Origin of the sequence: Methylobacterium sp. E-025, from assembly GCF_022829705.1 — a bacterium.
GTDB lineage: Bacteria > Pseudomonadota > Alphaproteobacteria > Rhizobiales > Beijerinckiaceae > Methylobacterium.
The window spans coordinates 1-21,805 of sequence record NZ_JAKSYR010000147.1 but is presented as its reverse complement, the minus strand read 5'-3'; the positions used below and the strand labels follow the sequence as shown (position 1 = coordinate 21,805).

The window sequence follows — 21,805 nt, the reverse complement described above, 5'->3', positions numbered from 1 at the left end:
GGTCGCAGCCCTTCTTCGAGCCGGTCAGGTGCAGATGCTCGCGCGCCGCATCGAGCAGGCTGGTGCGGGTGTCGAGCTCGAGCTCGCGCCGCTGGCCGTTGATCGTGAACCACACCCGCGCCAGGACAGGGCGGTCGCCGGGCCCGGGATCGGCTCTCGCGGCCGGCGGCATCGACGCCATGGCCGCGCAGGCGGTGGTTCCTGCCATCAGGTCTCTCCGGTTCAATCCAGGCTCGCGCACGGGCTGCATGATGTCTCCGCACCGTCGGTGGGTGTCGCCCGACCGTGACGGCGACGGCTCGGTCGCGCCGCCGTCCCGGGCCATGCGGAAGATCTAGGGGCTGCCGAGCGCCGCGATTAGGCACTAGGTTCCACTTGAGGCCATGCCCTGGGGTTATGAATGCTGCGGGAGAACCTGAACGACCTCGTCGCCTTCGCGGCGGTGGCGCGGGAGGGCAGCTTCACCCGGGCCGCCGCCCGGTCCGGCGTGACGCAGCCGGTGCTGAGCCGCGCCGTCCGGGCGCTGGAGGAGCGCCTCGGCGTCCGCCTCCTGGCGCGAACCACCCGCGCCGTCGTGCCGACCGAGGCCGGCGAACGCCTGCTGCGGATCGTGGGGCCGCAACTGGACGGCATCGCGGCCGACCTGTCCGCACTCACCGCGCTGCGCGACAAGCCGGCCGGGACCATCCGGATCACGTCCGGCGAGCACGCGGCCGCCTCCATCCTGTGGCCGGCTCTGGAACGGCTCCTGCCGGCCTACCCGGATATCACCGTCGACGTGATCACCGAGAACGCCCTGACCGACATCGTCTCCGAGCGCTTCGACGCGGGAATCCGCATGGGGGATCAGGTCGAGAAGGACATGATCGCGGTCCGGATCGGGCCCGCCCTGCGCATGGCCGTGGTCGCGACGCCCGCCTATTTCGCGGCGCGCCCACGACCGCGCGCGCCCCAGGACCTGACCGCCCACGCCTGCATCAACCTGCATCTTGCCAGCTACGGCGGCCGCTACGCCTGGGAGTTCGAGAAGGGCGGCCGCGAGCTGAGGGTCCGGGTGGACGGCCCCCTCGCGTTCAGCAGCGTGTTCCTGGCCAGGACGGCAGCCCTGGCTGGGCTCGGCGTCGCCTGCATGCCCGACGACCTCGTCCGGGCGGACATCGCCGCGGGCCGGCTCGTGCGGGTGCTCGCCGACTGGTGCGCGCCCTTCGCCGGCTACCACCTGTACTATCCGAGCCGCCGCCAGGCCTCGCCGGCCTTCGCCGTGCTGGTGGACGCCCTGCGATATCCCGGCGTCGGAAAGCCGGCGCCGTCCGCGTGAGCCGGCCAGCAGCCTCCGCGCGGTTCGCGCGGCGGTGGCGTTCGGCCGGGTCGACGTCCTGGGGTCGAACGCGGGCATCCGGAAGGATGCGGCGGTCGCGGACCTGTCGCCGGATGACCGGTCCGCGGTGATCGACGTCAATCCCACCGGGCAAGTCCCCTGCAGGCGCGGGGCCTTGCGCCGTTTCCGTGCGCAGCCACGCGGCGGACGGACGGCCCGAAGCGGGGCGCCATCGTCGCGATCCGGATCGTGTGACGGGGACGACGCTGTTCGTCGGCGACGGCCTGTCGCTCGACCCCGGGTTCCGCGGCGACGGCCGAGCCGCCGCACGTCGCTTCCGGCGGCGCGATGCCGACCTCGGCCTTCGGGGCCCCCCGGGATCCGAGACGCCGTCGCAAAGGATCACGCCCGGCACCGAAGCGTCTCGCGTCGCCCGGGTTCGGCGCGCACCGAGATCCCGGCGTCGGCCCGATCACGGCCGGTGCCCGGCCGCCTCCGAGGCCGCGTAGCGGGTCCGGGCCGCGGCGACGGCCGCGTGGTTGCGTTCCGCCCAGGCGACGAGCGCCGCCAGCGGCTCCAGCATCGAATGCCCGAGCGCGTCGAGGCGATACTCCACGCTGGGCGGCTTGGTCGGGAAGACGTGCCGGGTGACGAAGCTGTCGCGTTCCAGCTCGCGCAGCGTCTGGGTCAGCATGCGCTTCGAGATGTCGGGCACGGCCCGGCCGAGGGCGCTGAACCGCCGCGGGCCGCCGGCCAGCACGAGCAGCACCAGCGTCGTCCACTTGTCGCCGAGGCGATCCAGCACGTCGCGCACCGGGCAGAGCGAAGGATCGACGGCCGTGGCCTGCCACTCCGCGAACCGCCGCACCAGTTCCGCCTGCTGGCTCATCGCCCGGTTCCCGCGAGGTTACCCTGTCCCAAAATACTGCCTCCTTATGCGCCGCCGAGGTCTCGAATAGGAAGCATGTATCGCAACCGAACCTTCGTGGACTGCGCCCATGACCTCTGCTCATCCCCGCATCGGCATCACCGGCGCATCCGGGCGCCTCGGGCGCCTCGTCGTCGAGGCCCTGCTGCGCAGCGTGCCGGCCTCCCGGATCGTGGCCGGCCTGCGCAACCCCGACGACGACGGCGCCAAGGCGCTCCGGGCCCTCGACGTCGAGGTGCGGCAGGTCGACTACGAGAGGACCGACACCCTGGACCGAGCCTTCGCGGGCATCGAGCGCCTGCTGCTCATCTCCTCCAACGAGTTCGGCAAGCGCGTGGACCAGCATCGGAACGTCATCGAGGCGGCCAAGCGGGCGGGCGTCCGCCGCATCGCCTACACCAGCGTCCTGCACGCTGACACGTCCCCGCCCAAGCTCACCGACGAGCATCGGCGGACGGAGCTCGTCCTCGCGGCATCCGGCGTGCCCTTCGTCATCCTGCGCAACGGCTGGTACACGGAGAACTACGCCGCCTCGATCCCGATGGCGCTCGAGCACGGCACCCTCTTCGGCAGCGCGGGCCAGGGGCGGATCTCGTCCGCGGCGCGGGCCGACTACGCCGACGCGGCCGCGGCCGTGCTGACGGCCGCCGAGGTGGAGAACGGCCGCATCTACGAACTGGCGGGCGACGACGCCTACACGCTGGAGCAGTTCGCAGCCGAGGTCGCGAAGGTGTCGGGCCGGCCGGTGGTCTACAGGAACCTGCCCGAGGCCGAGTACGAGGGCGTCCTGCTGAAGGCCGGCCTGCCGAAGGACCTGGCGGCCTTCGTCGCCGCCTCCGACTCCGTCGTGGCGGAGGGTGCGCTGTTCGAGGACGGCCGCGACCTGAGCAGGCTGATCGGCCGACCCACGAAACCGATGCGCGAGACCGTGGCCGCCGGCGAGCACTGAGCCCCGAGCGCGAGCCCGGCCCGCGCACGTCGCAGGGTCCGGCATCCGCCGCGCCTCGCGCTTGCCCCGACGCCGGGCCACGAACAGGAACCCTCCGGCATGCCGACCTTCGTCGAGATGGATCGGTCGGTGACCGTGGCCGAGCAGCCCGCAGAGGAGAGCGGCGCGACGATCGGGGCCGAGCCGGGCGGCGTCGCGCCGGCACGCGCGATCGCCACCGTCGGGCTCGTCGGCGGGACCTCCGGCCCACGCTGGCCGCGCGCCGGACGGGCGTTAGATGCCGGAATGCGCACGCGGCGATGCGCCGGACTCCATGAATGGCGCGGGAGAACCTGAACGACCTGCTCGCCTTCGTCGCGGTCGCGCGCGCGCGGAGCTTCACCCGGGCGGCGGCGCAGCTCGGCCTGTCGCAGCCCGCGCTCAGCCAGACCATCCGCGGGCTCGAGGCGCGTTTGGGCCTGAGGCTGCTGACGCGCACCACGCGCAGCGTCGCGCCGACCGAGGCGGGCGAGCGGCTGATCCGGTCCGTCGGGCCCCGGCTCGCGGAGATCGAGGCCGGCCTGGTCGCGGTGACGGACCTGCGCGAGACGCCGGCCGGCACCGTGCGGATCAACGCCGACGAGCACGCGGTCGCGGCGGTGCTGTGGCCGGCGCTGCGGAGGGTGCTGCCCGGGTACCCGGACATCCAGGTGGAGCTGGTCACCGACTTCGCCCTGACCGACATCGTCGCCGGGCGCTTCGACGCCGGGGTGCGGCTCGGCGAGGTGGTGGCCAAGGACATGGTCTCCGTCCCGATCGGGCCGGACATGCGCATGGCGGCGGTCGCCGCGCCGGCCTACCTCGCGCGCCGGCCTGCGCCGCGGACGCCGCAGGACCTGACCGGCCACGCCTGCATCAACCTGCGCCTGCCGACCCATGGCGGCCTGTACGCCTGGGAGTTCGCGGCCGACGGGCGCGAGGTCCGGGTTCGCGTGGACGGGCAGGTCGTGTTCAACACGGTGAGCATGATCCTGCGCGCCGCCCTGGACGGGTTCGGCATCGCCTACCTGCCGCAGGATCAGGTGCAGCCCCATCTCGACAGCGCGGCGCTGACCTGGGTGCTGAAGGATTGGAGCCCGCCCTTCCCGGGCTACCACCTGTACTATCCGAGCCGCAGGCAGCCCGCGGCGGCGCTCGCGGTGCTGATCGAGGCCCTGCGCTACCGAGGCTGACCGATGCGGGATCCGCGCCGGGGGGGCCGGGGCCGCGCACGCCGTGGCCACGCGTGCGTGAGCGCCCGATCCGCCCCGCCGGCCCGCGTCAGGCGCCGGCGGGATCGGGATAGCCGGTCAGGTCCGGCTCCTTGGCGCGGCCGGTGGACAGCTTCGAGGCCAGGCGGCGGAGGCCCGGCCGGCTGGCGATGCGCAGCACGCGGTGGAGCAGGCTGATGCCGAGCCGGCTGTTCGGGTTCATCAGCTTCGGCGCGATCTTGGGCACGCCCTGCCCGTCCTCGACCATCGGGCGCATGGCGCGCTCGTAGGCGGCGAAGGCCGCGGCGACGTTGTCGCCGCGGGCGAGCTCGGCGGCGAGGACGTAGGCGCCGGTGACGGCCAGCGTCGTGCCGATGCCGGCGAGCGGCGTGGCGCACCAGGCCGCGTCGCCGGTCACCGCCACGCGGCCGCTGGACCAGCGCCGCATCCGCACCTGGCGCAGGACGTCGAAGTAGAAGTCCGCGGTAGCCTCCATCCCGGAAAGGACGCGCGCCGCCTGCCAGCCCGCATCGGAGAAGCGCTGCCGCAGGTAGGCCTTCTGCCGGTCGGCGCCCCAATCCTGCTCGCCGCCCGGCGGCTGCCGCAGAGTGAGCATCGCGCGGGTGGTGCCGTGCTGGTCGGGGCGCAGGGAGATGCCGCGGCCGCCGGGCGCGTTGAACCACCGCCACATCCGGTCGTCGTCCGCGGTCCGCGGGATGGTGAAGTAGGCGATGGCGAGATCCATCCAGCGCGGGTCGGCCTCGCCGGGGAACACGAGCTCGCGCGTCGTCGAGCCGACGCCCTCGGCGACGAGGACGGCGTCGTAGCGCTCGCTCGCCCCGGAGGCGAAGGTCACCGTCGCGGCCTCCGCCCCGTCGTCGATCCGGATCACGCGATCCCCGAAGCGGTAGGTCGCGCGCTCCCGGGCCGGCTCGTAGAGGAGCCGCGCGAGGTCGCCGCGCAGGATCTCCATCTCGGCGGTGGGGCCGTCGCCGAGGCTGGCATCCATCGTGAAGGCCGCGACCGCCCGGCCCCGCCCGTCGACCCAGGCGGTGCCCTGCTCGCCGGTGCCCCGGGCGAGCGCCGCCTGCTCCAGGCCCATGCGGCGCAGGACCTCGCGCCCGACCCCGCGGACGTCGACGTTCTGGCCGCCGTCGCGGAAGCCCGGCGCCCGCTCGACGACGGTGACGTCGAAGCCGTGGCGGCCGAGCCACCAGGCCGCTGTGTTTCCGGCGACGCTCGCGCCGGTGATGAGGATGCGACGGGGCATGCGGGACGGGTCTCCGGGTGATCCGGCCCGCGCGGAGCCGGTCGCGGCCACGCCGCGCGGCAGGATCTGCGCGAGCGCCGTGATCGAGGGGGCGGGGCGCGCGCGTCAGGCCCCCGGCAAGGCCGCCCGGGTGACCGCCCGGCGCAGGGTGCGGGACAGGTCCTCGACCGAGTACGGCTTCTTCAGGAGCGGGAAGCCGTGGGTGCCCTGCTCGGCGAGCACGTGGCTGTAGCCGGAGGCGAGGACGACCGGCAGGCCGGTGTGGCGGTGGCGGATCTCCCGCGCCATGTCGATGCCGTTCATCCCGGGCATCACCACGTCGGAGAACACCACGTCGAAGCGCGGCGACGCGGACAGGACGGCGAGGGCCTCCTCGGCGCTCATCGCCCACACGGTCTCGTAGCCGAGCTCGCGCAGGGCCTGGGTGGCGAAGGAGCCGACCTCCTGGTTGTCCTCGACCACGAGGACGCGGGTGCCGTGCCCGTCGGCCAGGGGCTCGGGCTCGCCGTCCTCCTCGATCGCCACGGATCGCCCGACCTCGCGGGGCAGGTAGAGCGTGAAGGTGGTGCCCCGGCCGAGCGTGCTCTCGACCAGCACCTCGCCGCCCGACTGCTTGGCGAAGCCGAACACCTGCGACAGGCCGAGCCCGGTGCCCTGGCCGACGCCCTTGGTGGTGTAGAACGGCTCGAAGATCCGATCGAGATCGGCCGCCGCGATGCCGGTCCCGGTGTCGCGGACCGAGACGGCGACGAAGTCGCCGGGGATGCGGGGATGGGCCCGCACCGCCGGGATCGCCGAGGCGCGGCGCACGCCGATGTCGAGGCGGCCCTCGCCGTCCATGGCGTCGCGCGCGTTGATGGCCATGTTCACCAGGGCCGTGTCGAACTGGCTCGGGTCGGCGTCGATCAGGTAGGGCACCTCGTTCCCGCGACCGTCCCGGTTCGCGGCCACGTCGGTGACGACCCGGATGCGGGCGCCGGTGAGCGTGCCGACCATGTCGGCGACCGAGGCGACGCTGCGGCCGACGTCGAACACCTCCGGGGTCAGGGATTGGCGCCGGGCGAAGGCGAGGAGCTGGCCGGTGAGCTTGGCGGCGCGGGTGACGGTGTCGGAGATCGCGCCGATGTAGCGCTGCCGGCGCTCCTCCGGCAGGTCGGGGCGCTTGAGCAGGTCGGTCGAGGACCGGATCACCGTCAGCAGGTTGTTGAAGTCGTGCGCGACGCCGCCGGTGAGCTGGCCGACCGCTTCCAGCTTCTGCGACTGCCGGAGCTGCTCCTCCAGGGCGCGGCGCTCGGTGACGTCGCGGCCGGCGGCGTAGAAGTGGTCCTCCTGCGGGATGGCGTTCCACGACACCCAGCGGAAGTCGCCGTCCGCCGTAAGCATGCGCACGTCGAGGCTGTCGAGGACCTGGCCTTCCCGCAGCAGCTCGAACGCCGCGGTCGCGGCCGCCCTGTCCTCGGGGTGGACGTAGTCGCTGAAGGACGTGCGCACGAGATCGAAGGCCGACCAGCCCAGCATCTCGTGCCAGGCCGGGTTGACCGAGCGGTAGAGGCCGTCGAAGCCGCAGACCACGAGGAGGTCGCGGCTCGCCCGCCACACCAGGTCGCGCTCCGTGGTCCGGTCGCGGGCGGTGTCGCGCAGCACGCTCTCGGCCTTCTGCCGGTCGGTGACGTCGTTAAACAGCAGGGCGACCCGGTGCTGCACCGGATCGCCGATGCGCAGGGCCTGGACCTCGAACCAGCGCCCGAGCGCGACGACGCCGCTCTCGAAGCGGACGGCCCGGCCCGTCATCGCGACCTGCCCGTAGGTGTCGAGCCAGCTGCGCTCGAGGTCGGGCACCACCTCGCTCACCCACTTGCCGACCACGTCGTCGAGGCCGGTGTGGCGCGAGAAGGCCGGATTCGCCTCGACGAAGCGGTAGTCGACCGCGCGGCTGTCGGCGTCGAACCGGAGCTCGATGACGCAGAAGCCGGCGTCGAGGGCGTTGAACAGGGTGCGGTAGCGCGCCTCGCTCTCGGCGAGCATGCCCTCCTCGGTCCGGAACCGGGTGACGTCGAGCTGGCTGGCGAAGAAGTAGCGCAGGTGGCCCTCGGCGGTGAAGACCGGGCTGACGTAGAGCTCGTTGCGGAAGGTGGACCCGTCGCGGCGGTAGTTCAGGATCTCGACGACCACGTCGCGGCGCGCGGCGATGGCGTCGCGCACCTTGGCGATGTCCGCCGGATCGGTGTCCGGCCCCTGCAGGAAGCGGCAGTTGCGGCCGATCAGCTCGTCGGCCGAGTAGCCGCACAGGGCCTGGAACGCCCGGTTGGCGAACACGATCGGGTTGTCCGGCAGGTTCGGGTCGGTGACGATCTGCGGCATGCGGGTCTTCTCCGCCGCCGTGAACAGCAGGTCGACATCCGCCCCGGACGTGCGCTGGCCGGAATCCGGGAGCCTGACATGCGACGCGTTCCGCTCGCGCAGGCGCGCGACCTCGGCCTCGAGCCTCCGATTCTCGCTGCGCAGCCGCTCGATCTCGTCGTCCATGCCGTCCGTTTCCATGGGGCATGGTCGCCACCATCATGCCCGTCCGAGAACGGCTTTCGGCGACGGAAGCTCCCATGCGGGTGCCCGCGGCGCCGACGGGCCTTCATGCTCCACGCGGTCGCCTCCGGTCAACGCGGATGGCGGAGCAAGATCCCGGCCGGGACCCCGGCACCGGGCCGGAACTCGCGCTCCCGCGCTCCCGCGCTCCCGCGCGAGGCCGGAGCCTTCACCGGTACGCTGGTTCAACGACACTGTGACATGTCGAACCACCACCGATGTTGGAACGCGGTGCGGCCGAGGTCGTTTTCAGAGCCATACTCACCCAGACAGGAGATCTTGGATGCGCAAGCTCGCACTCGCTTCCACCGCACTGCTCGGGCTCGGCATGCTGGCATCGGCCCCCGCCGAGGCCCGCGGCTGGGGTTACGGCGGCGGCTACGGCCACGGCGGCTTCGGTCACGGCGGCTACGGCTATCGCGGCGTCGGCTTCCGCGGCGGATACGGACGCGGCTACGGCTATCGCCGCGGCATCGGCCCGGGCGCCGCGATCGGCCTCGGCATCGCCGGCCTCGCCGCCGGCGCGATCGTGGCGAATTCCTACGGCGGCTACGGCGGCTACGGCTACGGCCGCCCGGTGGGCTACTACGGCGGCTACGGCTACGCGCCGGCCTACGGATACGCCCCCGCCTACGGCTACGGCTACCCGGCCTACGGCTACGGCTACTGAGGCGCCGGTCGCGGGCGCCGTTGCGCTCGCGACGCGACGTGTCCTCGACGAAGGGCGCCCGACTCACCGTCGGGCGCCCTTTTTCCGTTGAACGGCTCGCGCACCTCCGGGACGCGCGGAGCACCGCAGCGGACCGCTTTCGTTCAGGCCGAGCCCTCGATCAGGCCGCGGATGCGGGTCGCGAGCGCCTCCAGGGCGAAGGGCTTCACCAGCACCTCCATGCCGGGCGCGAGGTGGCCGTGGTTGAGCGCGGCGTTCTCCGCGTAGCCGGTGATGAACAGCACCTTAAGGCCGGGCCGCGCGGTCTTCGCCGCGTCGGCCATCTGCCGCCCGTTCATCCCGCCGGGCAGCCCGACATCGGTCACCAGCAGGTCGATGCGCACGTCCGACTGCAGCACCTTGAGGCCGGAGGCGCCGTCCGCCGCCTCGATCGCCGCGTAGCCCAGATCCTCCAGCACCTCGGTCACGAGCATCCGCACCGTCGGCTCGTCGTCGACCACCAGCACCGTCTCGCCGAGCTTGGCCCGCGCGGCGTCCGACAGGTCGGGCACCGCCTCGACCGCCTCGGCCTCGCCGAGGTGGCGGGGCAGGTAGATGCAGACCATCGTGCCCTTGCCGGGCTCGGAGTAGATCCGCACCTGCCCGCCCGACTGCTTGGCGAAGCCGTAGATCATGCTCAGGCCGAGCCCCGTGCCCTCGCCCATCGGCTTGGTCGTGAAGAACGGGTCGAACGCCTTCGCCGCCACGTCCGGCGCCATGCCGGTGCCGTTGTCGGAGACGCAGAGCGCGACGTACTGCCCCGGCTCGAGGTCGCGCTCGCGGGCGGCGCGCCGGTCGAGCCAGCGGTTGCTGGTCTCGACCACGATGCGGCCGCCCTCCGGCATCGCGTCGCGGGCGTTGATGCAGAGGTTGAGCAGGGCGTTCTCGAGCTGGCTCGGGTCGACCAGGGTCGGCCAGAGCCCGGCGGCGCCGACCACCTCGACCGACACGCCCGGCCCGACGGTGTGGCGCACCAGGTCCTCCATGCCCTCGACCAGACGGTTCACGTCCGTCGGCTTGGGGGCCAGGGTCTGCCGGCGGGAGAAGGCGAGCAGGCGGTGGGTCAGGGCGGCGGCGCGGCGTGCCGCCCCTTGCGCGGCGCCGATGTAGCGGTCGAGCTCGCCCATCCGGCCCTGCAGCATGCGGGTCTGTATCAGCTCCAGGGAGCCGACGATGCCCGCGAGCATGTTGTTGAAGTCGTGCGCGAGGCCGCCGGTGAGCTGCCCGACCGCTTCCATCTTCTGCGACTGGCGCAGCGCCTCTTCGGTCCGCGCCAGCGCCTCGGCCTGGGCGTTGGCGGCGCTGACGTCACGCACGGTGGCGTAGATCAGGCCGCCGTTCGGGACCGCGTTCCAGGAGAGCCAGCGCCAGCCGCCGTCGCGATGGCGGTAGCGGTTCTCGAACGACAGCTGGGCGTCGCCCCGCGCCAGGCCGGCCGCGGCCGCCTCGGTGACGGCCCGGTCGTCGGGGTGGACCAGGTCCAGGAACGGGCCGGCCTTCATCTCGGCCTCGGTCCAGCCGAGCGTCGCGGCCCAGGCCGGGTTGAGGCTGACGAAGCGGCCTTCGAAGTTCGCGACGCAGAGCAGGTCGGACGACGCCTTCCAGATCATGTCGCGCTCCGCGGTGCGGGCGGCGACCTGCCGCTCGAGCTCCTCGGCCTGGCGCCGCCGCTCGTCGATGTCGGTGTGGGTGCCGACCCACTGGGTCAGAGCGCCGGCGGCGTCCCGCACCGGCTGCGCCCGCGCCAGGAACCAGCGGTAGCCGCCGCCGCCGCGGATGCGGAACTCGACCTCGTAGGGCTCGCCCGTGGCGACCGAGCGGTCCCAACCGGCGCGCGCCGCCGGCAGGTCGTCGGGATGGATCAGGTCGGACCAGGTCGCGGCCGCGTTCAGCGCCCCCGGCGCCGCGCCGGTATAGGCGTAGGCCTGGCCGTTGAACCAATGCAGCGTGCCGTCCGGGCGTGCGCCCCAGACCTGGTTCGGCACGGCCTCGGCGAAGGCCCGGAACTGCGCCTCGCTGGCCTGGAGGTCCGCCTCCGCGCGCCGGCGGCCGGTGACGTCCCGGAACAGCACCGAGACCTGGCGCCGGCTCGCCGGCTCGATCCGGGCGGCCGAGACCTCGATGTGGCGGCCCGCGCGCGGGAACGGGCGCTCGAACCGGATCGACTCCCCCGTGCGCAGGACGCCGCCGTAGAGCGCGAGCCAGCCCTCGGCCTCGTCCGGCGCGAGGTCGCGCAGGGTCCACCCGACGATGCCGGCGATCCCGGTCTGGCGCTCGTAGCCCTGGTTGGCGACGATGTGGACGTAGTCGCTCGCCGGACCGTGCGGCCCGTCGATGAACTCGATGATGCAGAAGCCGTCGTCGACCGCCTCGAACAGCGCCGTGTAGCGCTCCTCGGTCTCGCGGCGGCCGGTGGCGTCGACCATCGTCCCGAGCGCCCGGAAGGCCCGGCCCCGGCCGTCGAACAGGCCGCGCCCCTTGGCCGACACCCATCGCACCGTGCCGTCGGCCTTGGAGACGACGCGGAACTCGGCCTCGAACGGCGCGCGCCGCTCCGGATCGAGGGCGGCGGCGAGCGCCGCCAGCACCGCCTCCCGGTCGTCCGGGTGGAGGCCGTCGCGAAGCGTCGCGCGATCGCACGCGGCGTCCGGGGCGAGGCCGAACAGCTCGCGGGTGCGCTCGGACAGGGTCAGCGCGTCGGCGGCCACGTCGAGGTCGAAGGTGCCGATCTCGGCCGCCTCGGTCGCCAGCCGCAGCGCCATCTCGCTGAACTGCAGGCGCTCGGCGTCGGTGGCGCGGGCCGCCGACAGGGCGGCGTTCTCGCCGCGCAGAGCCGCGAGCTGCAGCACGTCGGCGGTGACGTCGTACTGGCTGGCGAAGAAGTACGCGACCTCGCCGGCGGCGTCCTTCACCGGGGCCAGCAGAAGCTGGTTCCAGAAGGTCGTGCCGTCCTTGCGGTAGTTGAGGAGCGCGACCTCGATCGGTTGCCGGGCGGCGATCGCCGCGCGCACCCGGGCGACGTCGTCCCGGTCGGTGTCGGGCCCCTGGAGGAAGCGGCAGTTCCGCCCGATGATCTCCTCGGAGGCATAGCCGGTCAGGCGGCTGAAGGCCGCGTTGACGAAGAGGATCGGGTTGTCGGGCCGGCGCGGGTCCGTGAGGATCATCGGCATGCGCGTGGCCCGCACCGCCGCCGCGAACGGGTCGGTGACGTCCGCCCCGCCGGCGATCTCGGAGAGGATGCGGTGGGTCTCGCGGCGGACGCGGCTCGCCTCGGTCTCGGCCGGCATGGGCTGATGCGGTGCTGTGGTCACGCCGGGCCGTCTAGCAGGAGCGCCATGGGGTCTGAACCGCGATTCAGGTCGGGCTGGTGCGCGCGTGTCTCGGATCGGCGACCGGGAACGGCATCGATCCGCCCCGAAGGCGGGCCCGGCCGGTCATCGGGTCGGCACGACCATCCGGAACCGCAGCCCGGCCGCGTCGATGGTACGGTCGAACCGCCCCGCCAGGCTGCGCTCGATGGTCTGCTTGAGCAGGCGGGACCCGAACCCGGTCCCGTCGGCCTTGGGCGTCCCGGACGGCGCGCCGCCCTCGGTCCAGTCCAGCGTCAGCGCGCGGTCGGCGACGCGACCGACCAGCCTGAGCGTGCCGCCGCCGGCCAGCGCCCCGTACTTGGCGGAGTTGGTGGCGAGCTCGTGGACGATCATCGCGTAGTCGTTGACCTTGTCGGGCGGCGCCACCGCCGCGTCCGGGATGTCCACGGCGATGTTGGCGCCGTTCAGGTACGGCGCCAGGATGCGCTCGGCGAGGTCCCGCAGCCGCACGTCGCCCCGGTCGGCCCGGTTCGACCGCGTCGCCAGGGCGGTCGCCTCGTGCAGCACCCCGAAGCGCTGCGACAGGTCCTCGGCGAAGTGCGGCGTCGACGTGGCCTCGCGGGCGACGATGGCGGTGAGCGCGCGGGCGACCGTGAACATGTTCGAGACGCGGTGCGCCAGCTCGGCGGTCAGCAGCCGCTCGGCATCCTCCGCCCGCTTGCGGTCGGTGATGTCGAGGAAGATGGCCTGGACCCACTCCCCGACCCGGCCGGCCTCGCCGCCGACGCCGCGCGCCGAGATCCAGCGGGCGTCGGCGCCGTCGCCGATGCGGAAGTCGAAGCTGTAGGCCTGCGGATCGGTGGCGCTCGCCGCCCAGTCCCGCATCATGCCCGGGCGGTCCTCGGCGTTCACTTTCGCGAACAGCACGTCGATGCCCACCACCGGCTCGGTCGTGTCCCAGAACGCGCGGCAGAGGCCGTCGAGCTGGGCGAGCCGCCGCTCCGGCGACCACGCCCACAGGCCGACGCCGCCCCGGTGGATCGCGGCGGTGAAGCTGGCGAGCGTCCACCCGTCACCGGTGGGATCCGTGTCCTGAGCCATCCGTCCTTCCGAAACCAAACCCCGACCCGCGCGGACGGCGCGGCGCCGCCCCCACGCGAGGGAACTCACCGGGGGCGCCTTTGCTCCGAATCCGGGCGCGCCGGCCCGGGCGGGGCCCGCCGGGCGGCATCAAGAAGACGCGAGCGCCGCCCGGGGGGCGGCGCTCAGCCTTCGGCCTGCTCCACGAAGCGGCGGATGAGCCAGCGCCCCGCCGGGCCGGGCGGGCGGTCGGTGCGGTGGATCGCGGTGAGCGGGAGCAGGCGGCGCGTCGCCTCCGGCAGCTTCAGCGCCACGAGACGCCCCGCCTCGAGGTCGGCGCGCGCCAGGTGCGCGGGCATGCTGCCCCAGCCGATCCCGGCCAGCAGCAGGGTGTGCTTGGAGCTCATGTCGGAGAGCCGCCAGGTCCGCGGCGCGATCACCCCGAATTCCTGGCCTTCCGACAGGGGAGAGCGGTCGGAGATCACCAGCTGCACGTGCTCGCGCGCCAGGCCCGACACCGACCCGTCGGCGGCGGCCAGGGGATGGGAGGGCGCGGCGACCGCTACCATCTCGACCTCGCCGACGGAGACCAGCTCGAGCGGGTCGGTCTCCCGCTGCCAGGTCTCGACCCCGATGCCGATCGCCGCCCGGCCGTCGATCACGTGCTGCTGCACCGCGCCGAGCGCCTCGACGTTCAGGCGCAGGGCCACCGAGGGATACCGCGCCTGGAACGCCTTGAGCGCATCGACGAGCCGCGGCCCCGGCATCAGCAGGGTGACGACGAGGCTGACCTCCGCCTCGAGCCCGCTCAGCAATCCGCCGACCTTGGCGCGCAGGGCGTCGACGCCGTGGGCGACGATGCGCGCCTCCGCCAGCACCGCGCGCCCGGCCTCGGTCAATTGTGGCCGTCGCGTCGCGTCGCGGTCGAACAGCGGCAGGCCGAGCTGCTGCTCGAGATTGGCCACCGCGTAGCTGATCACCGAGGTGGCCCGGTTGAGGCGACGGCCCGCCGCGGCGAAGCTCCCGGCCTCGACCACCGCGAGGAAGACCCCGAGCTGGTCCAGCGTCGGTGTTCCGGGGCCGCGCATGCCGGGATCCTCGAACGATCGGGGCGCGTCCGGCCCCGGCGATCCGGCAAGCAAGGTCGGCGCCGCCGGGTCAGCGGCGGGCGGGCTTGTGCGCCTGGATGCGGCCGACCGAGCCGGTGACCATCGCATCGTAGGCGCTCGGCGCGGCCTGGCCGACGCCGCGCTCGACGGGGCGGCCGGAGACCGTGCCGGGCGCGGTCTCGGTGGGGATGCCGGCCGGCGCGGTGTAGCTCTGCGCGACCGCGGCGGCGGGCAGGGCGGCCGCCAGGGAGAGGGCGAGAACCGAAACCTTGAGGATGCTGGACATGGGGGGCTCCATCGATCTGAGGCGAGGCGACCCGGTGGCCGCCGTCCGATGGAGCGAAGATGGGCCCGTCCCGCCGATCCGAAAACCCGAATAGTTTCGAACAAGACGTTCGACTTTCTTGGCAAGCCTGCTTTCTTCGCCAGCCCGCCGGCTTCACCTGCGCTCGGGTGCGAGGGGGCGGCAGCCGGCGAGGAACAGGGCCACCGCGGCGCGGCGGCGCTTCTCCTGCGCTTCCGGGTCGACCGCGATGCCGTAGAGCGCCTGCTTCGCGCTGCGGCCGAGGACGAGGTTGAGGAACAGGTCGGCGGCGATCTCCGCGTCGTCGACCGCGATCTGCCCCCGCGCGGCCATCACTGTGAGGAGGCGGCCGACCGCGCGCACGCCGCGCATCCAGCCCTCCTCGTAGGCGAGCCGCGCCAGATCGGGGAACTGCATCGCCTGCGCGGCGATGCAGCGGGTGAGCGCAGCGGCGCCCGGCGCATGGGCACGGGCGAGGAGGTTGCGGCTGAGCTCGTCCAGCACAGTCGCGGCGTCCCGCGGGTTGGCCTCGAGGGCCTGCGTCTCGGCCGCGGCCGAGAGCGGGGCCAGCCATTCGCGGATGCGCTCGTCGAGCACCGCCTCGAACAGCCCGCGCTTGTCGCGATAGCGCGAATACAGCGTCGGCTTGCTGACGCCGGCCGCCTCCGCGACCGCGTCGATCGAGGTCGCGTCGAAGCCGCGCTCCATGAACAGGCGGGTGGCGACCTCGACGATGCGCGCCTCGCGCCGCGCGGCTTCCGCGCGGGTCGGCCGTCCGCCGCCGCGCCGGGGCTGCGCCTCCGCATCGTCGGCCGCGACCTGCGTCATGAACTTTCTCCTTGTCAGCCCGAACCGCCGACCGTATTAAAACGATACCGTATCGTTTTATTGTTGGCCAGCCGCGATGCAACCACGATCCACCGACGATCCTGCGCCCGTCCCCGTCGTTCCTGCGCCCGCGCGCAAGCGCCGTCCCGCGCGGCTGATCCTTCCGTTGCTCGTCCTGGCCGCGCTCGGCGGGGGCGGCAGCTACGGCTGGCACTGGTGGACCGTCGGCCGGTTCCTCGAGACGACCGAGGACGCCTACCTGCAGGCCGACAAGGTGACGGTCGCCCCCCGCATCGCCGGCCACGTCGCCGCGGTGCTGGTCGGCGACAACCAGGCCGTGCAGGTCGGCGACGCGATCGCGCGGCTCGACGACCGCGAGTATCGGATCGCGTTGAAGCAGGCCCAGGCCGAGGTCGAGAAGAACCGCGCCCAGCTGCTCGGCACCGCCGCCGCCATCCTCCAGCAGCAAGCGCAGGTGCAGTCCGCGAAGGCCGAGGTCGAGAACACCGATGCGGCCCTCGATTTCGCCACCAAGGAATACGCCCGCTACCAGAACCTGCTGCAGACCGGCTCGGGCACCGCCCAGCGCCAGCAGCAGGCCGATGCCGACCTGAGGCAGAAGCGGGCGGCGCACGACAAGTCCGTCGCCTCGCTGGACGCCGCCCGCAAGCAGGTGGAGAGCCTGACGGCGCTGGAGGCGAGCGCCCGCGCGAGCCTGGACGGGGCGCGGGCCAAGGTCGAGCAGGCGCAGCTCAACCTCAGCTACACGACCATCGCCGCGCCCGCCGCCGGCACGGTCGGCGACCGGGCCCTGCGCGTCGGGCAGTTCGTCTCGGCCGGCACCGGGCTGCTCACGATCGTGCCGACCGGCCGCGACATCTACCTCGTGGCGAACTTCAAGGAGACGCAGACCGGGGAGATGGTCGAGGGACAGCACGTCACCTTCACCGTCGATGCGCTGGGCGACCGCGCGTTCGAGGGCCGGATCGAGAGCTTCTCGCCCGGCACCGGTGCGCAGTTCGCCCTGCTGCCGCCCGAGAACGCCACCGGCAACTTCACCAAGGTCGTCCAGCGCGTGCCGGTGCGGGTCGCGATCGACGCGTCCGACCCGCGGCTCGCGCGCCTGCGCGCCGGCCTGTCGGTCGAGGCCACGGTGCACCTGGCGGACCCGGTCGTGCCGGCCGCACGCCGCGCCCGGCCCGGCGCCGCCCTCGTCAGCGAGGCCCTGCCCCGATGAGCGCCGCCGCGGCGATGCGCGGGCCCGAGGCCAAGGCCAGCGCGCGCGACTGGCTCGCGGTGTTCGGCGCGATCCTCGGCGCGTTCACCGCCATCCTCGACATCCAGATCACCAACGCCTCGCTCTCCGACATCCAGGGCGCGCTCGGCGCCTCCACCGAGGAGGGCAGCTGGATCTCGACCGCCTACCTGATGGCCGAGATCATCGTGATCCCCCTCACCGGCTGGCTCTCCTCGGTGATCGGCCTGCGCCGGTACCTGTCGGTGAACACGATGCTGTTCACCGCCTTCTCGCTCGCCTGCGCGCTCTCGACCTCGCTCTCGCAGATGATCCTGTTCCGGGCCGGCCAGGGCTTCACCGGCGGCGTGCTGATCCCGACCGCGATCGTCATCGTGCGCACGCGCCTGTCGAGGAGCCAGCAGCCGATCGGCATCGCGATGTTCGGGCTGACCGCCACCTTCGCGCCGGCGATCGGCCCGACGGTGGGCGGCTGGCTCACCGACAACCTGTCCTGGCACTACATCTTCTACCTGAACCTGATCTTCGGCCCGCTCGCCGCCGCGATCCAGCTCGGCGCCTTCGACGGCGTGCCGGCGCGCTGGGCCGAGCTCCTGAAGGGCGACTGGATCGGCATCGGCCTGATGGCGACCGGCCTGCCGGCGCTGACCTACGTGCTGGAGGAGGGCCAGCGGAAGGACTGGTTCGGCTCGCCCGTCATCGTCCAGGCGAGCTGGCTCGCGGTGGCCGGCATCGCCGGCTTCATCGTCCGCGAGCTCATGGCTGAGCGCCCCTTCATCAACCTGCGGGTGCTCGCCAACCGCTCGGTCGGCGGATCGTGCGTGCTGATGACGGTGCTCGGCGCGGTCTCGTTCGGCTCGATCTACATCATCCCGCTCTACTGCGCGCAGATCCAGGGCTACGACGCCCAGCAGATCGGCTACGTCGTGATGTGGTCCGGGCTGCCGCAGCTGCTGCTGTTCCCGATGATGCCGCTGATCATGCGCACCTTCGACGCCCGGCTGCTGGTGGTGACCGGCACGCTGTTCTTCATCGCGAGCTGCTGGATCAACGTCGGGCTGACCCACGACGTCGGCGCGGACCAGCTGATCCTGCCGCAGCTCCTGCGCGCCGTCGGCCAGCCGCTGTTCACCATCCCGCTGTCGCAGCTCTCGACGGCGGGCCTCGCCCCGCGCGACACGGCCGACGCCTCGGCGCTGTCGAACATGATGCGCAACCTCGGCGGCTCGATTGGCATCGCGATGCTCTCGACGATGATCGACCGGCGCGAGCACATGCACTTCTCGGTGCTGGCCGAGGCGATCACCGTGAACGCCACGCGCACCCAGGAGCGCCTTGCGGCCATGGCCGCCGGCCTGCACGGGCACGTCGCCGACGCCGCAGCCGCGAAGGGCGCCGCCCTCGGCATGCTGGCGGCCCAGGTCCGGCGCGAGGCCGAGGTGATGGCCTATGCCGACGGGTTCTGGCTCGTCGGCGTCAGCCTCGTGCTGAGCCTCGGCGTCGTCGCGATCCTGAGGAAGCCGCAGCGCGCCTCGGGGCCGGTCGAGGCCCACTGAGCCCGCGTTTGCGACGATCGTCCGTCTCAGTGGTGCCCGGCCATGTGACGGCCGATCGTCGCCACCTCGGCGGTGGCGGCCTGCGTCTCGTAGACGAGGCGGCCCTCCGACATCACCACGATGCGGTCGGACAGCTCCAGGATCTCGTCGAGGTCCTCGCTGATCAGCAGCACCGCGGCGCCGGCGTTGCGCGCGGCCACGATCCGGTTGCGGATCTCTGAGACCGCCGAGAAGTCGAGGCCGAAGCACGGGTTGACGACGATCAGGAGGTCGACCGGGTCGGTCAGCTCGCGGGCGAGCACCGCCCGCTGCACGTTGCCGCCGGACAGGGTGGCGATCGGCGCCTCGGACGAGGCGGTCTTCACCTTGAACCGCTCGATCAGGTCGCGCCCGCGCCGGGCCATCGCCCCCCGGTCGAGCCAGAAGGTCGGCTTGCCCGTCGGGTCGTCGCCGCGCCGGTCGAAGGCGCGAAAGCCCAGGTTCTCGACCACCGACATCCGCGGCGCGCAGGCGTTGCGCAGCGGCTCCTCCGGGATGAACCGCACCTTTCGCGCGCGGCTCTCGGCCCGTGTGCCGGCATAGGGCGCGCCGGCCACCACCACCCGGCCGCCGGTGGCGCGGACCTGGCCGCCGAGGACGTCGGCGAGCTCCTTCTGCCCGTTGCCCGAGACGCCGGCGATGCCGACGATCTCGCGGGCGCGAACGCTGAGCGCGTCGACGGCGATGTGGCGCAGGCCCGAGGCGTCGGTGGCGGTCACGCCCGCGATGCGCAGGATCTCGCGGGCTTCGTCGGGCTCGCCGAGGCGGGCGGCCGGCACGCGCACCTTGCGCTCGCCCATCATCATCGCCGCCATGTCGTCGCGGGACAGCGCGCCGACCGCGCCGCCGCCCACGAGCCGACCGCGCCGGAGCACGCTCAGGCTTCGGGCGAAGGTCTCGACCTCGCGGAACTTGTGGCTGATCATCAGCACGGTGAGGTCGCCGCGGTCGGCCATCGCGCGGAGCAGCCCCAGCACCTCCTCGGCCTCGCCCGGCGTCAGCACCGAGGTCGGCTCGTCGAGGATCAGGAACCGCGCCTCGAGGTAGAGCTGCTTGACGATCTCGAGCTTCTGCTTCTCGCCCGCCGCCAGCTCCGCCACCGGCCGGTCGAGGTTCAGCCGGAACGGCATGCCGGCCATGAAGGCGGACAGCCGCGCGCGCTCCCGGCCCCAGGCGATCACCGAGGGCGCGTCGGCGCGGCTGATGACGAGGTTCTCCGCCCCCGTGAGCGAGGGCACCAGCGTGAAGTGCTGGTAGACCATGCCGAGGCCGCGAGCCTGCGCGCCCTTCGGGTTGGTGATCTCGGCCTCGCGGCCGTCGACCAGCACCGTGCCGGCGCTCGGGGCGTAGAACCCCATCACGCACTTCACCAGCGTAGACTTGCCGGCGCCGTTCTCGCCGAGCAGCGCGTGGAAGCCGCCGGCCGCGATCTTCATCGACACGTCGTCGAGGGCGGCGAAGGCGCCGAAGCGCTTCGTCATGCCGACGGTCTCGACGCCGATGGCGCGGGGGGGGCTCGGGGTCGGGGCCGAGGGAGGAGACGCGAGCGGTGACGACGTCATGGGCGGCCTCTCACGGCGCTTCGGCGATGATCGCGACGGGGCCGCCGCCATCCGGCCCCTGATGCTCGGCGCCGCCCGAGACGTAGAGCTCGGCATGGCCGACGAGGCCGGCGAGCACCCCGCCGACGAAGCCGCGGGCGTGCCGCGTCGCGGCGTGGTCGGAATCGGTGAGCATGGTGGTGCGAAGCCCGCGCAGGCGCCCGTCGGACGGGGCCTCGGCCTTGGCGAGCAGCGCGACCAGCCGCGCGCGCTGCGCCGCCACCAGCTGTCCGGCCGCGCCGAGGCCGAGGCGGGCGAGGGCGGCCCGCACGGGCTCGACGTCGAGGGCGTCGGCCATGGTGGCGTGGTCGATCCGCAGCGGGCCGGACCAGCCGGCGCCGCGCCCAAGCACCACGATCTCGTGGCCCATCAGCTCGATCCCGGCCGAGGCCGAGGCGCGCGACGAGGCGAGCGAAAAGTCCCGGCCGATCGCGGCCTCCTCCAGCGCGCCGACCTCGCCGAGCGCCGCGGCGATGCCGAGGGAGGCGGCCGCGCGCGAGAGGCCCATGGATTTCAGCGTGTCGGCGGTGGCGCAGTCCGCGTCGCGGCCGCGCGCCTCGGCGATCCGCTCCGAGGTGAGGAGCGGGCACTTCACCTGGACGAAGTGCACCTCGTCCGGATCGACGATTCCGGCCGCGCGCATCGCCGCGCGGACGCCGTCGGCCACCGACGCGACCTGGGCCAGGCGCCCGACCTGCTCGGGCCGGAGGTCGGCGGTGTGGGCGTGGCCGATGGCGAGCGCGCCGGGCACGGCGGCCTCGTCGGCCTCGCGCACCTCGAACACGGTGACGTGCGGGGACAGGCCGCCCTCGGTCCCGCCCGACATGACGAGGCAGACCCGCTCGGCGGCCTCCGGGCCGGCGTGCCGACCCAGCAGGTCGCGTAGGGCGCGGGCGGCGAGCCCCCGGGTCCAGTCGTTGACCAGGCCGTTGCCCTCGGTCTTGCCGAAGATCGCGACGATCGCGCCCGGCACGATTCGGCCCTGCGCGATCGCGCGTTCCAGGCCGGAGACGTCGTCCGGGGCGGCGGTGACGATGCGGTGGACGACGGCGCGGCGGGTGCTCATGCGGCGGCGAGCGCCGCGATGACGGCGTTGGTGTCGGAGACCGCGCCGAACACCCCGCCCTGCATCGTCACCATGCGAAGCGCCGCCGCGTGGTTCTCCGGATCGGTGGCGCCGCAGGCGTCGCCCAGCACCACGCATTCGAAGCCGCGGTCGTTGGCCTCCCGCATGGTGGTGGAGACGCAGACGTCGGTGGTGATGCCGGTGAGCACGAGGTTGCGGATGCCGCGGGTGCGCAGGATCAGCTCGAGGTCGGTGGCGCAGAACGAGCCCTTGCCGGGCTTGTCGATCACCACCTCGCCGGGGAGCGGGGCGAGCTCCGGGATGATCTCCCAGCCGGGCTCGCCGCGGACCAGGATCTTGCCGCAGGGCCCGGGGTCGCCGATGCCGGCGCCGATCCGGCGCGAGCGCCAGCGCTTGTTCTCCGGCAGGTCGGAGAGGTCGGGCCGGTGGCCCTCGCGGGTGTGGATGATCGTGTAGCCGGCCCCGCGCATCGCGGCGAGCAGGCGGGCGATCGGCGCGATCGGCGCGCGGGTCAGCGACAGGTCGTAGCCCATCGCGTCGACGTAGCCGCCGTCGCCGCAGAAATCGATCTGCATGTCGATGATGACGAGCGCCGTGTTCTCCGGCCGCAGGTCGCCGTCGTAGGGCCACGGGTAGGGCTCGGCGGCGA

The 21,805-nt window shown here is 73.3% G+C and carries 18 protein-coding genes and 2 pseudogenes; 8 read left to right on the top strand and 12 right to left on the bottom strand.

The features are described 5' to 3' along the window. Nucleotides 1-208 (bottom strand): annotated as a pseudogene (locus MKK64_RS22025) (aldehyde dehydrogenase iron-sulfur subunit); the annotation flags it as partial. Nucleotides 209-400: 192 nt separating this feature from the next. Between MKK64_RS22025 and MKK64_RS22020 the strand changes: the two are divergent. Continuing rightward, nucleotides 401-1,318, top strand: coding sequence for a LysR family transcriptional regulator (locus MKK64_RS22020; protein WP_243937346.1), 918 nt, complete (start codon nt 401-403; stop codon nt 1,316-1,318). 34 nt (nt 1,319-1,352) lie between these two features. Then, nucleotides 1,353-1,511 (top strand): annotated as a pseudogene (locus MKK64_RS28475) (SDR family NAD(P)-dependent oxidoreductase); the annotation flags it as partial. A gap of 279 nt (nt 1,512-1,790) precedes the next feature. Here the strand turns inward: MKK64_RS28475 and MKK64_RS22015 are convergent. After that, complete coding sequence (locus MKK64_RS22015; protein WP_243937344.1) at nt 1,791-2,207, bottom strand: winged helix-turn-helix transcriptional regulator; 417 nt, start codon at nt 2,205-2,207, stop codon at nt 1,791-1,793. 109 nt (nt 2,208-2,316) lie between these two features. On the opposite strand from MKK64_RS22015, the gene MKK64_RS22010 reads away from it, so the two are divergent. The 3 genes from MKK64_RS22010 to MKK64_RS22000 all read left to right on the top strand — a co-directional run bounded on the left by MKK64_RS22010 (nt 2,317) and on the right by MKK64_RS22000 (nt 4,406). Then, entirely contained in the window at nt 2,317-3,195 is an 879-nt protein-coding gene (locus tag MKK64_RS22010) for an SDR family oxidoreductase (RefSeq protein ID WP_243937342.1), read from the top strand. Between the two features lie 99 nt (nt 3,196-3,294). Next, nucleotides 3,295-3,531: a hypothetical protein gene (locus tag MKK64_RS22005; RefSeq protein ID WP_243937340.1), complete on the top strand. Its 237-nt coding sequence runs from the start codon at nt 3,295-3,297 to the stop codon at nt 3,529-3,531. Continuing rightward, nucleotides 3,513-4,406, top strand: coding sequence for a LysR family transcriptional regulator (locus MKK64_RS22000; protein ID WP_243937338.1), 894 nt, complete (start codon nt 3,513-3,515; stop codon nt 4,404-4,406). Before MKK64_RS22005 ends, MKK64_RS22000 begins: the two co-directional genes overlap by 19 nt. A gap of 88 nt (nt 4,407-4,494) precedes the next feature. Here the strand turns inward: MKK64_RS22000 and MKK64_RS21995 are convergent, their stop codons facing one another. Together MKK64_RS21995 and MKK64_RS21990 are read right to left on the bottom strand one after the other, a co-directional pair. Then, nucleotides 4,495-5,694 (bottom strand): FAD-dependent monooxygenase, encoded by a 1,200-nt coding sequence (locus tag MKK64_RS21995; protein ID WP_243937336.1) that lies wholly within the window; start codon nt 5,692-5,694, stop codon nt 4,495-4,497. A 105-nt stretch (nt 5,695-5,799) separates the two neighbouring features. Then, nucleotides 5,800-8,220, bottom strand: a complete 2,421-nt coding sequence (locus MKK64_RS21990; RefSeq protein WP_243937329.1) for a PAS domain S-box protein — start codon at nt 8,218-8,220, stop codon at nt 5,800-5,802. Nucleotides 8,221-8,560: 340 nt separating this feature from the next. Here MKK64_RS21990 and MKK64_RS21985 point away from each other — a divergent pair, with 340 nt between their 5' ends. Further along, nucleotides 8,561-8,947 (top strand): hypothetical protein, encoded by a 387-nt coding sequence (locus MKK64_RS21985; RefSeq protein WP_243937327.1) that lies wholly within the window; start codon nt 8,561-8,563, stop codon nt 8,945-8,947. A 143-nt stretch (nt 8,948-9,090) separates the two neighbouring features. On the opposite strand, the gene MKK64_RS21980 is transcribed toward MKK64_RS21985, so the two are convergent. From MKK64_RS21980 to MKK64_RS21960, 5 genes are all read right to left on the bottom strand, one after another. Then, nucleotides 9,091-12,273, bottom strand: coding sequence for a PAS domain S-box protein (locus tag MKK64_RS21980; protein WP_243937355.1), 3,183 nt, complete (start codon nt 12,271-12,273; stop codon nt 9,091-9,093). Between the two features lie 147 nt (nt 12,274-12,420). Beyond that, a complete protein-coding gene (locus MKK64_RS21975; RefSeq protein ID WP_147843080.1) occupies nt 12,421-13,398 on the bottom strand; it encodes an HWE histidine kinase domain-containing protein in 978 nt (325 codons plus the stop codon). 164 nt (nt 13,399-13,562) lie between these two features. Next, entirely contained in the window at nt 13,563-14,465 is a 903-nt protein-coding gene (locus MKK64_RS21970) for a LysR family transcriptional regulator (RefSeq protein ID WP_243937326.1), read from the bottom strand. Between the two features lie 70 nt (nt 14,466-14,535). Then, complete coding sequence (locus MKK64_RS21965) at nt 14,536-14,772, bottom strand: hypothetical protein (RefSeq protein ID WP_147726800.1); 237 nt, start codon at nt 14,770-14,772, stop codon at nt 14,536-14,538. Nucleotides 14,773-14,925: 153 nt separating this feature from the next. After that, nucleotides 14,926-15,618, bottom strand: coding sequence for a TetR/AcrR family transcriptional regulator (locus tag MKK64_RS21960; protein WP_243937324.1), 693 nt, complete (start codon nt 15,616-15,618; stop codon nt 14,926-14,928). A 166-nt stretch (nt 15,619-15,784) separates the two neighbouring features. On the opposite strand from MKK64_RS21960, the gene MKK64_RS21955 reads away from it, so the two are divergent. Both MKK64_RS21955 and MKK64_RS21950 read left to right on the top strand, forming a co-directional pair. Next, a complete protein-coding gene (locus MKK64_RS21955) occupies nt 15,785-16,855 on the top strand; it encodes an HlyD family secretion protein (RefSeq protein ID WP_243937322.1) in 1,071 nt (356 codons plus the stop codon). After that, nucleotides 16,852-18,429 (top strand): DHA2 family efflux MFS transporter permease subunit, encoded by a 1,578-nt coding sequence (locus MKK64_RS21950; protein WP_243937320.1) that lies wholly within the window; start codon nt 16,852-16,854, stop codon nt 18,427-18,429. Before MKK64_RS21955 ends, MKK64_RS21950 begins: the two co-directional genes overlap by 4 nt. Nucleotides 18,430-18,455: 26 nt before the next feature. Here the strand turns inward: MKK64_RS21950 and MKK64_RS21945 are convergent, their stop codons facing one another. The 3 genes from MKK64_RS21945 to MKK64_RS21935 form a co-directional block, all read right to left on the bottom strand. Then, complete coding sequence (locus tag MKK64_RS21945) at nt 18,456-20,030, bottom strand: ABC transporter ATP-binding protein (protein WP_243937310.1); 1,575 nt, start codon at nt 20,028-20,030, stop codon at nt 18,456-18,458. Between the two features lie 10 nt (nt 20,031-20,040). Beyond that, complete coding sequence (locus tag MKK64_RS21940) at nt 20,041-21,135, bottom strand: ring-opening amidohydrolase (protein WP_243937308.1); 1,095 nt, start codon at nt 21,133-21,135, stop codon at nt 20,041-20,043. Continuing rightward, on the bottom strand, nt 21,132-21,805 hold a 674-nt coding region (locus tag MKK64_RS21935), incomplete at its 5' end, for a cysteine hydrolase family protein (protein WP_243937306.1). The genes MKK64_RS21940 and MKK64_RS21935, both read right to left, overlap by 4 nt.

What these genes read in the sequence shown, in the direction of transcription:
- MKK64_RS22020 (WP_243937346.1), top strand. Translation starts at nt 401, where the DNA reads ATGCTGCGGGAGAACCTGAACGACCTCGTCGCCTTCGCGGCGGTGGCG.
- MKK64_RS22015 (WP_243937344.1), bottom strand. Translation starts at nt 2,207, where the DNA reads ATGAGCCAGCAGGCGGAACTGGTGCGGCGGTTCGCGGAGTGGCAGGCC.
- MKK64_RS22010 (WP_243937342.1), top strand. Translation starts at nt 2,317, where the DNA reads ATGACCTCTGCTCATCCCCGCATCGGCATCACCGGCGCATCCGGGCGC.
- MKK64_RS22005 (WP_243937340.1), top strand. Translation starts at nt 3,295, where the DNA reads ATGCCGACCTTCGTCGAGATGGATCGGTCGGTGACCGTGGCCGAGCAG.
- MKK64_RS22000 (WP_243937338.1), top strand. Translation starts at nt 3,513, where the DNA reads ATGGCGCGGGAGAACCTGAACGACCTGCTCGCCTTCGTCGCGGTCGCG.
- MKK64_RS21995 (WP_243937336.1), bottom strand. Translation starts at nt 5,694, where the DNA reads ATGCCCCGTCGCATCCTCATCACCGGCGCGAGCGTCGCCGGAAACACA.
- MKK64_RS21990 (WP_243937329.1), bottom strand. Translation starts at nt 8,220, where the DNA reads ATGGACGACGAGATCGAGCGGCTGCGCAGCGAGAATCGGAGGCTCGAG.
- MKK64_RS21985 (WP_243937327.1), top strand. Translation starts at nt 8,561, where the DNA reads ATGCGCAAGCTCGCACTCGCTTCCACCGCACTGCTCGGGCTCGGCATG.
- MKK64_RS21980 (WP_243937355.1), bottom strand. Translation starts at nt 12,273, where the DNA reads ATGCCGGCCGAGACCGAGGCGAGCCGCGTCCGCCGCGAGACCCACCGC.
- MKK64_RS21975 (WP_147843080.1), bottom strand. Translation starts at nt 13,398, where the DNA reads ATGGCTCAGGACACGGATCCCACCGGTGACGGGTGGACGCTCGCCAGC.
- MKK64_RS21970 (WP_243937326.1), bottom strand. Translation starts at nt 14,465, where the DNA reads ATGCGCGGCCCCGGAACACCGACGCTGGACCAGCTCGGGGTCTTCCTC.
- MKK64_RS21965 (WP_147726800.1), bottom strand. Translation starts at nt 14,772, where the DNA reads ATGTCCAGCATCCTCAAGGTTTCGGTTCTCGCCCTCTCCCTGGCGGCC.
- MKK64_RS21960 (WP_243937324.1), bottom strand. Translation starts at nt 15,618, where the DNA reads ATGACGCAGGTCGCGGCCGACGATGCGGAGGCGCAGCCCCGGCGCGGC.
- MKK64_RS21950 (WP_243937320.1), top strand. Translation starts at nt 16,852, where the DNA reads ATGAGCGCCGCCGCGGCGATGCGCGGGCCCGAGGCCAAGGCCAGCGCG.
- MKK64_RS21945 (WP_243937310.1), bottom strand. Translation starts at nt 20,030, where the DNA reads ATGACGTCGTCACCGCTCGCGTCTCCTCCCTCGGCCCCGACCCCGAGC.
- MKK64_RS21940 (WP_243937308.1), bottom strand. Translation starts at nt 21,135, where the DNA reads ATGAGCACCCGCCGCGCCGTCGTCCACCGCATCGTCACCGCCGCCCCG.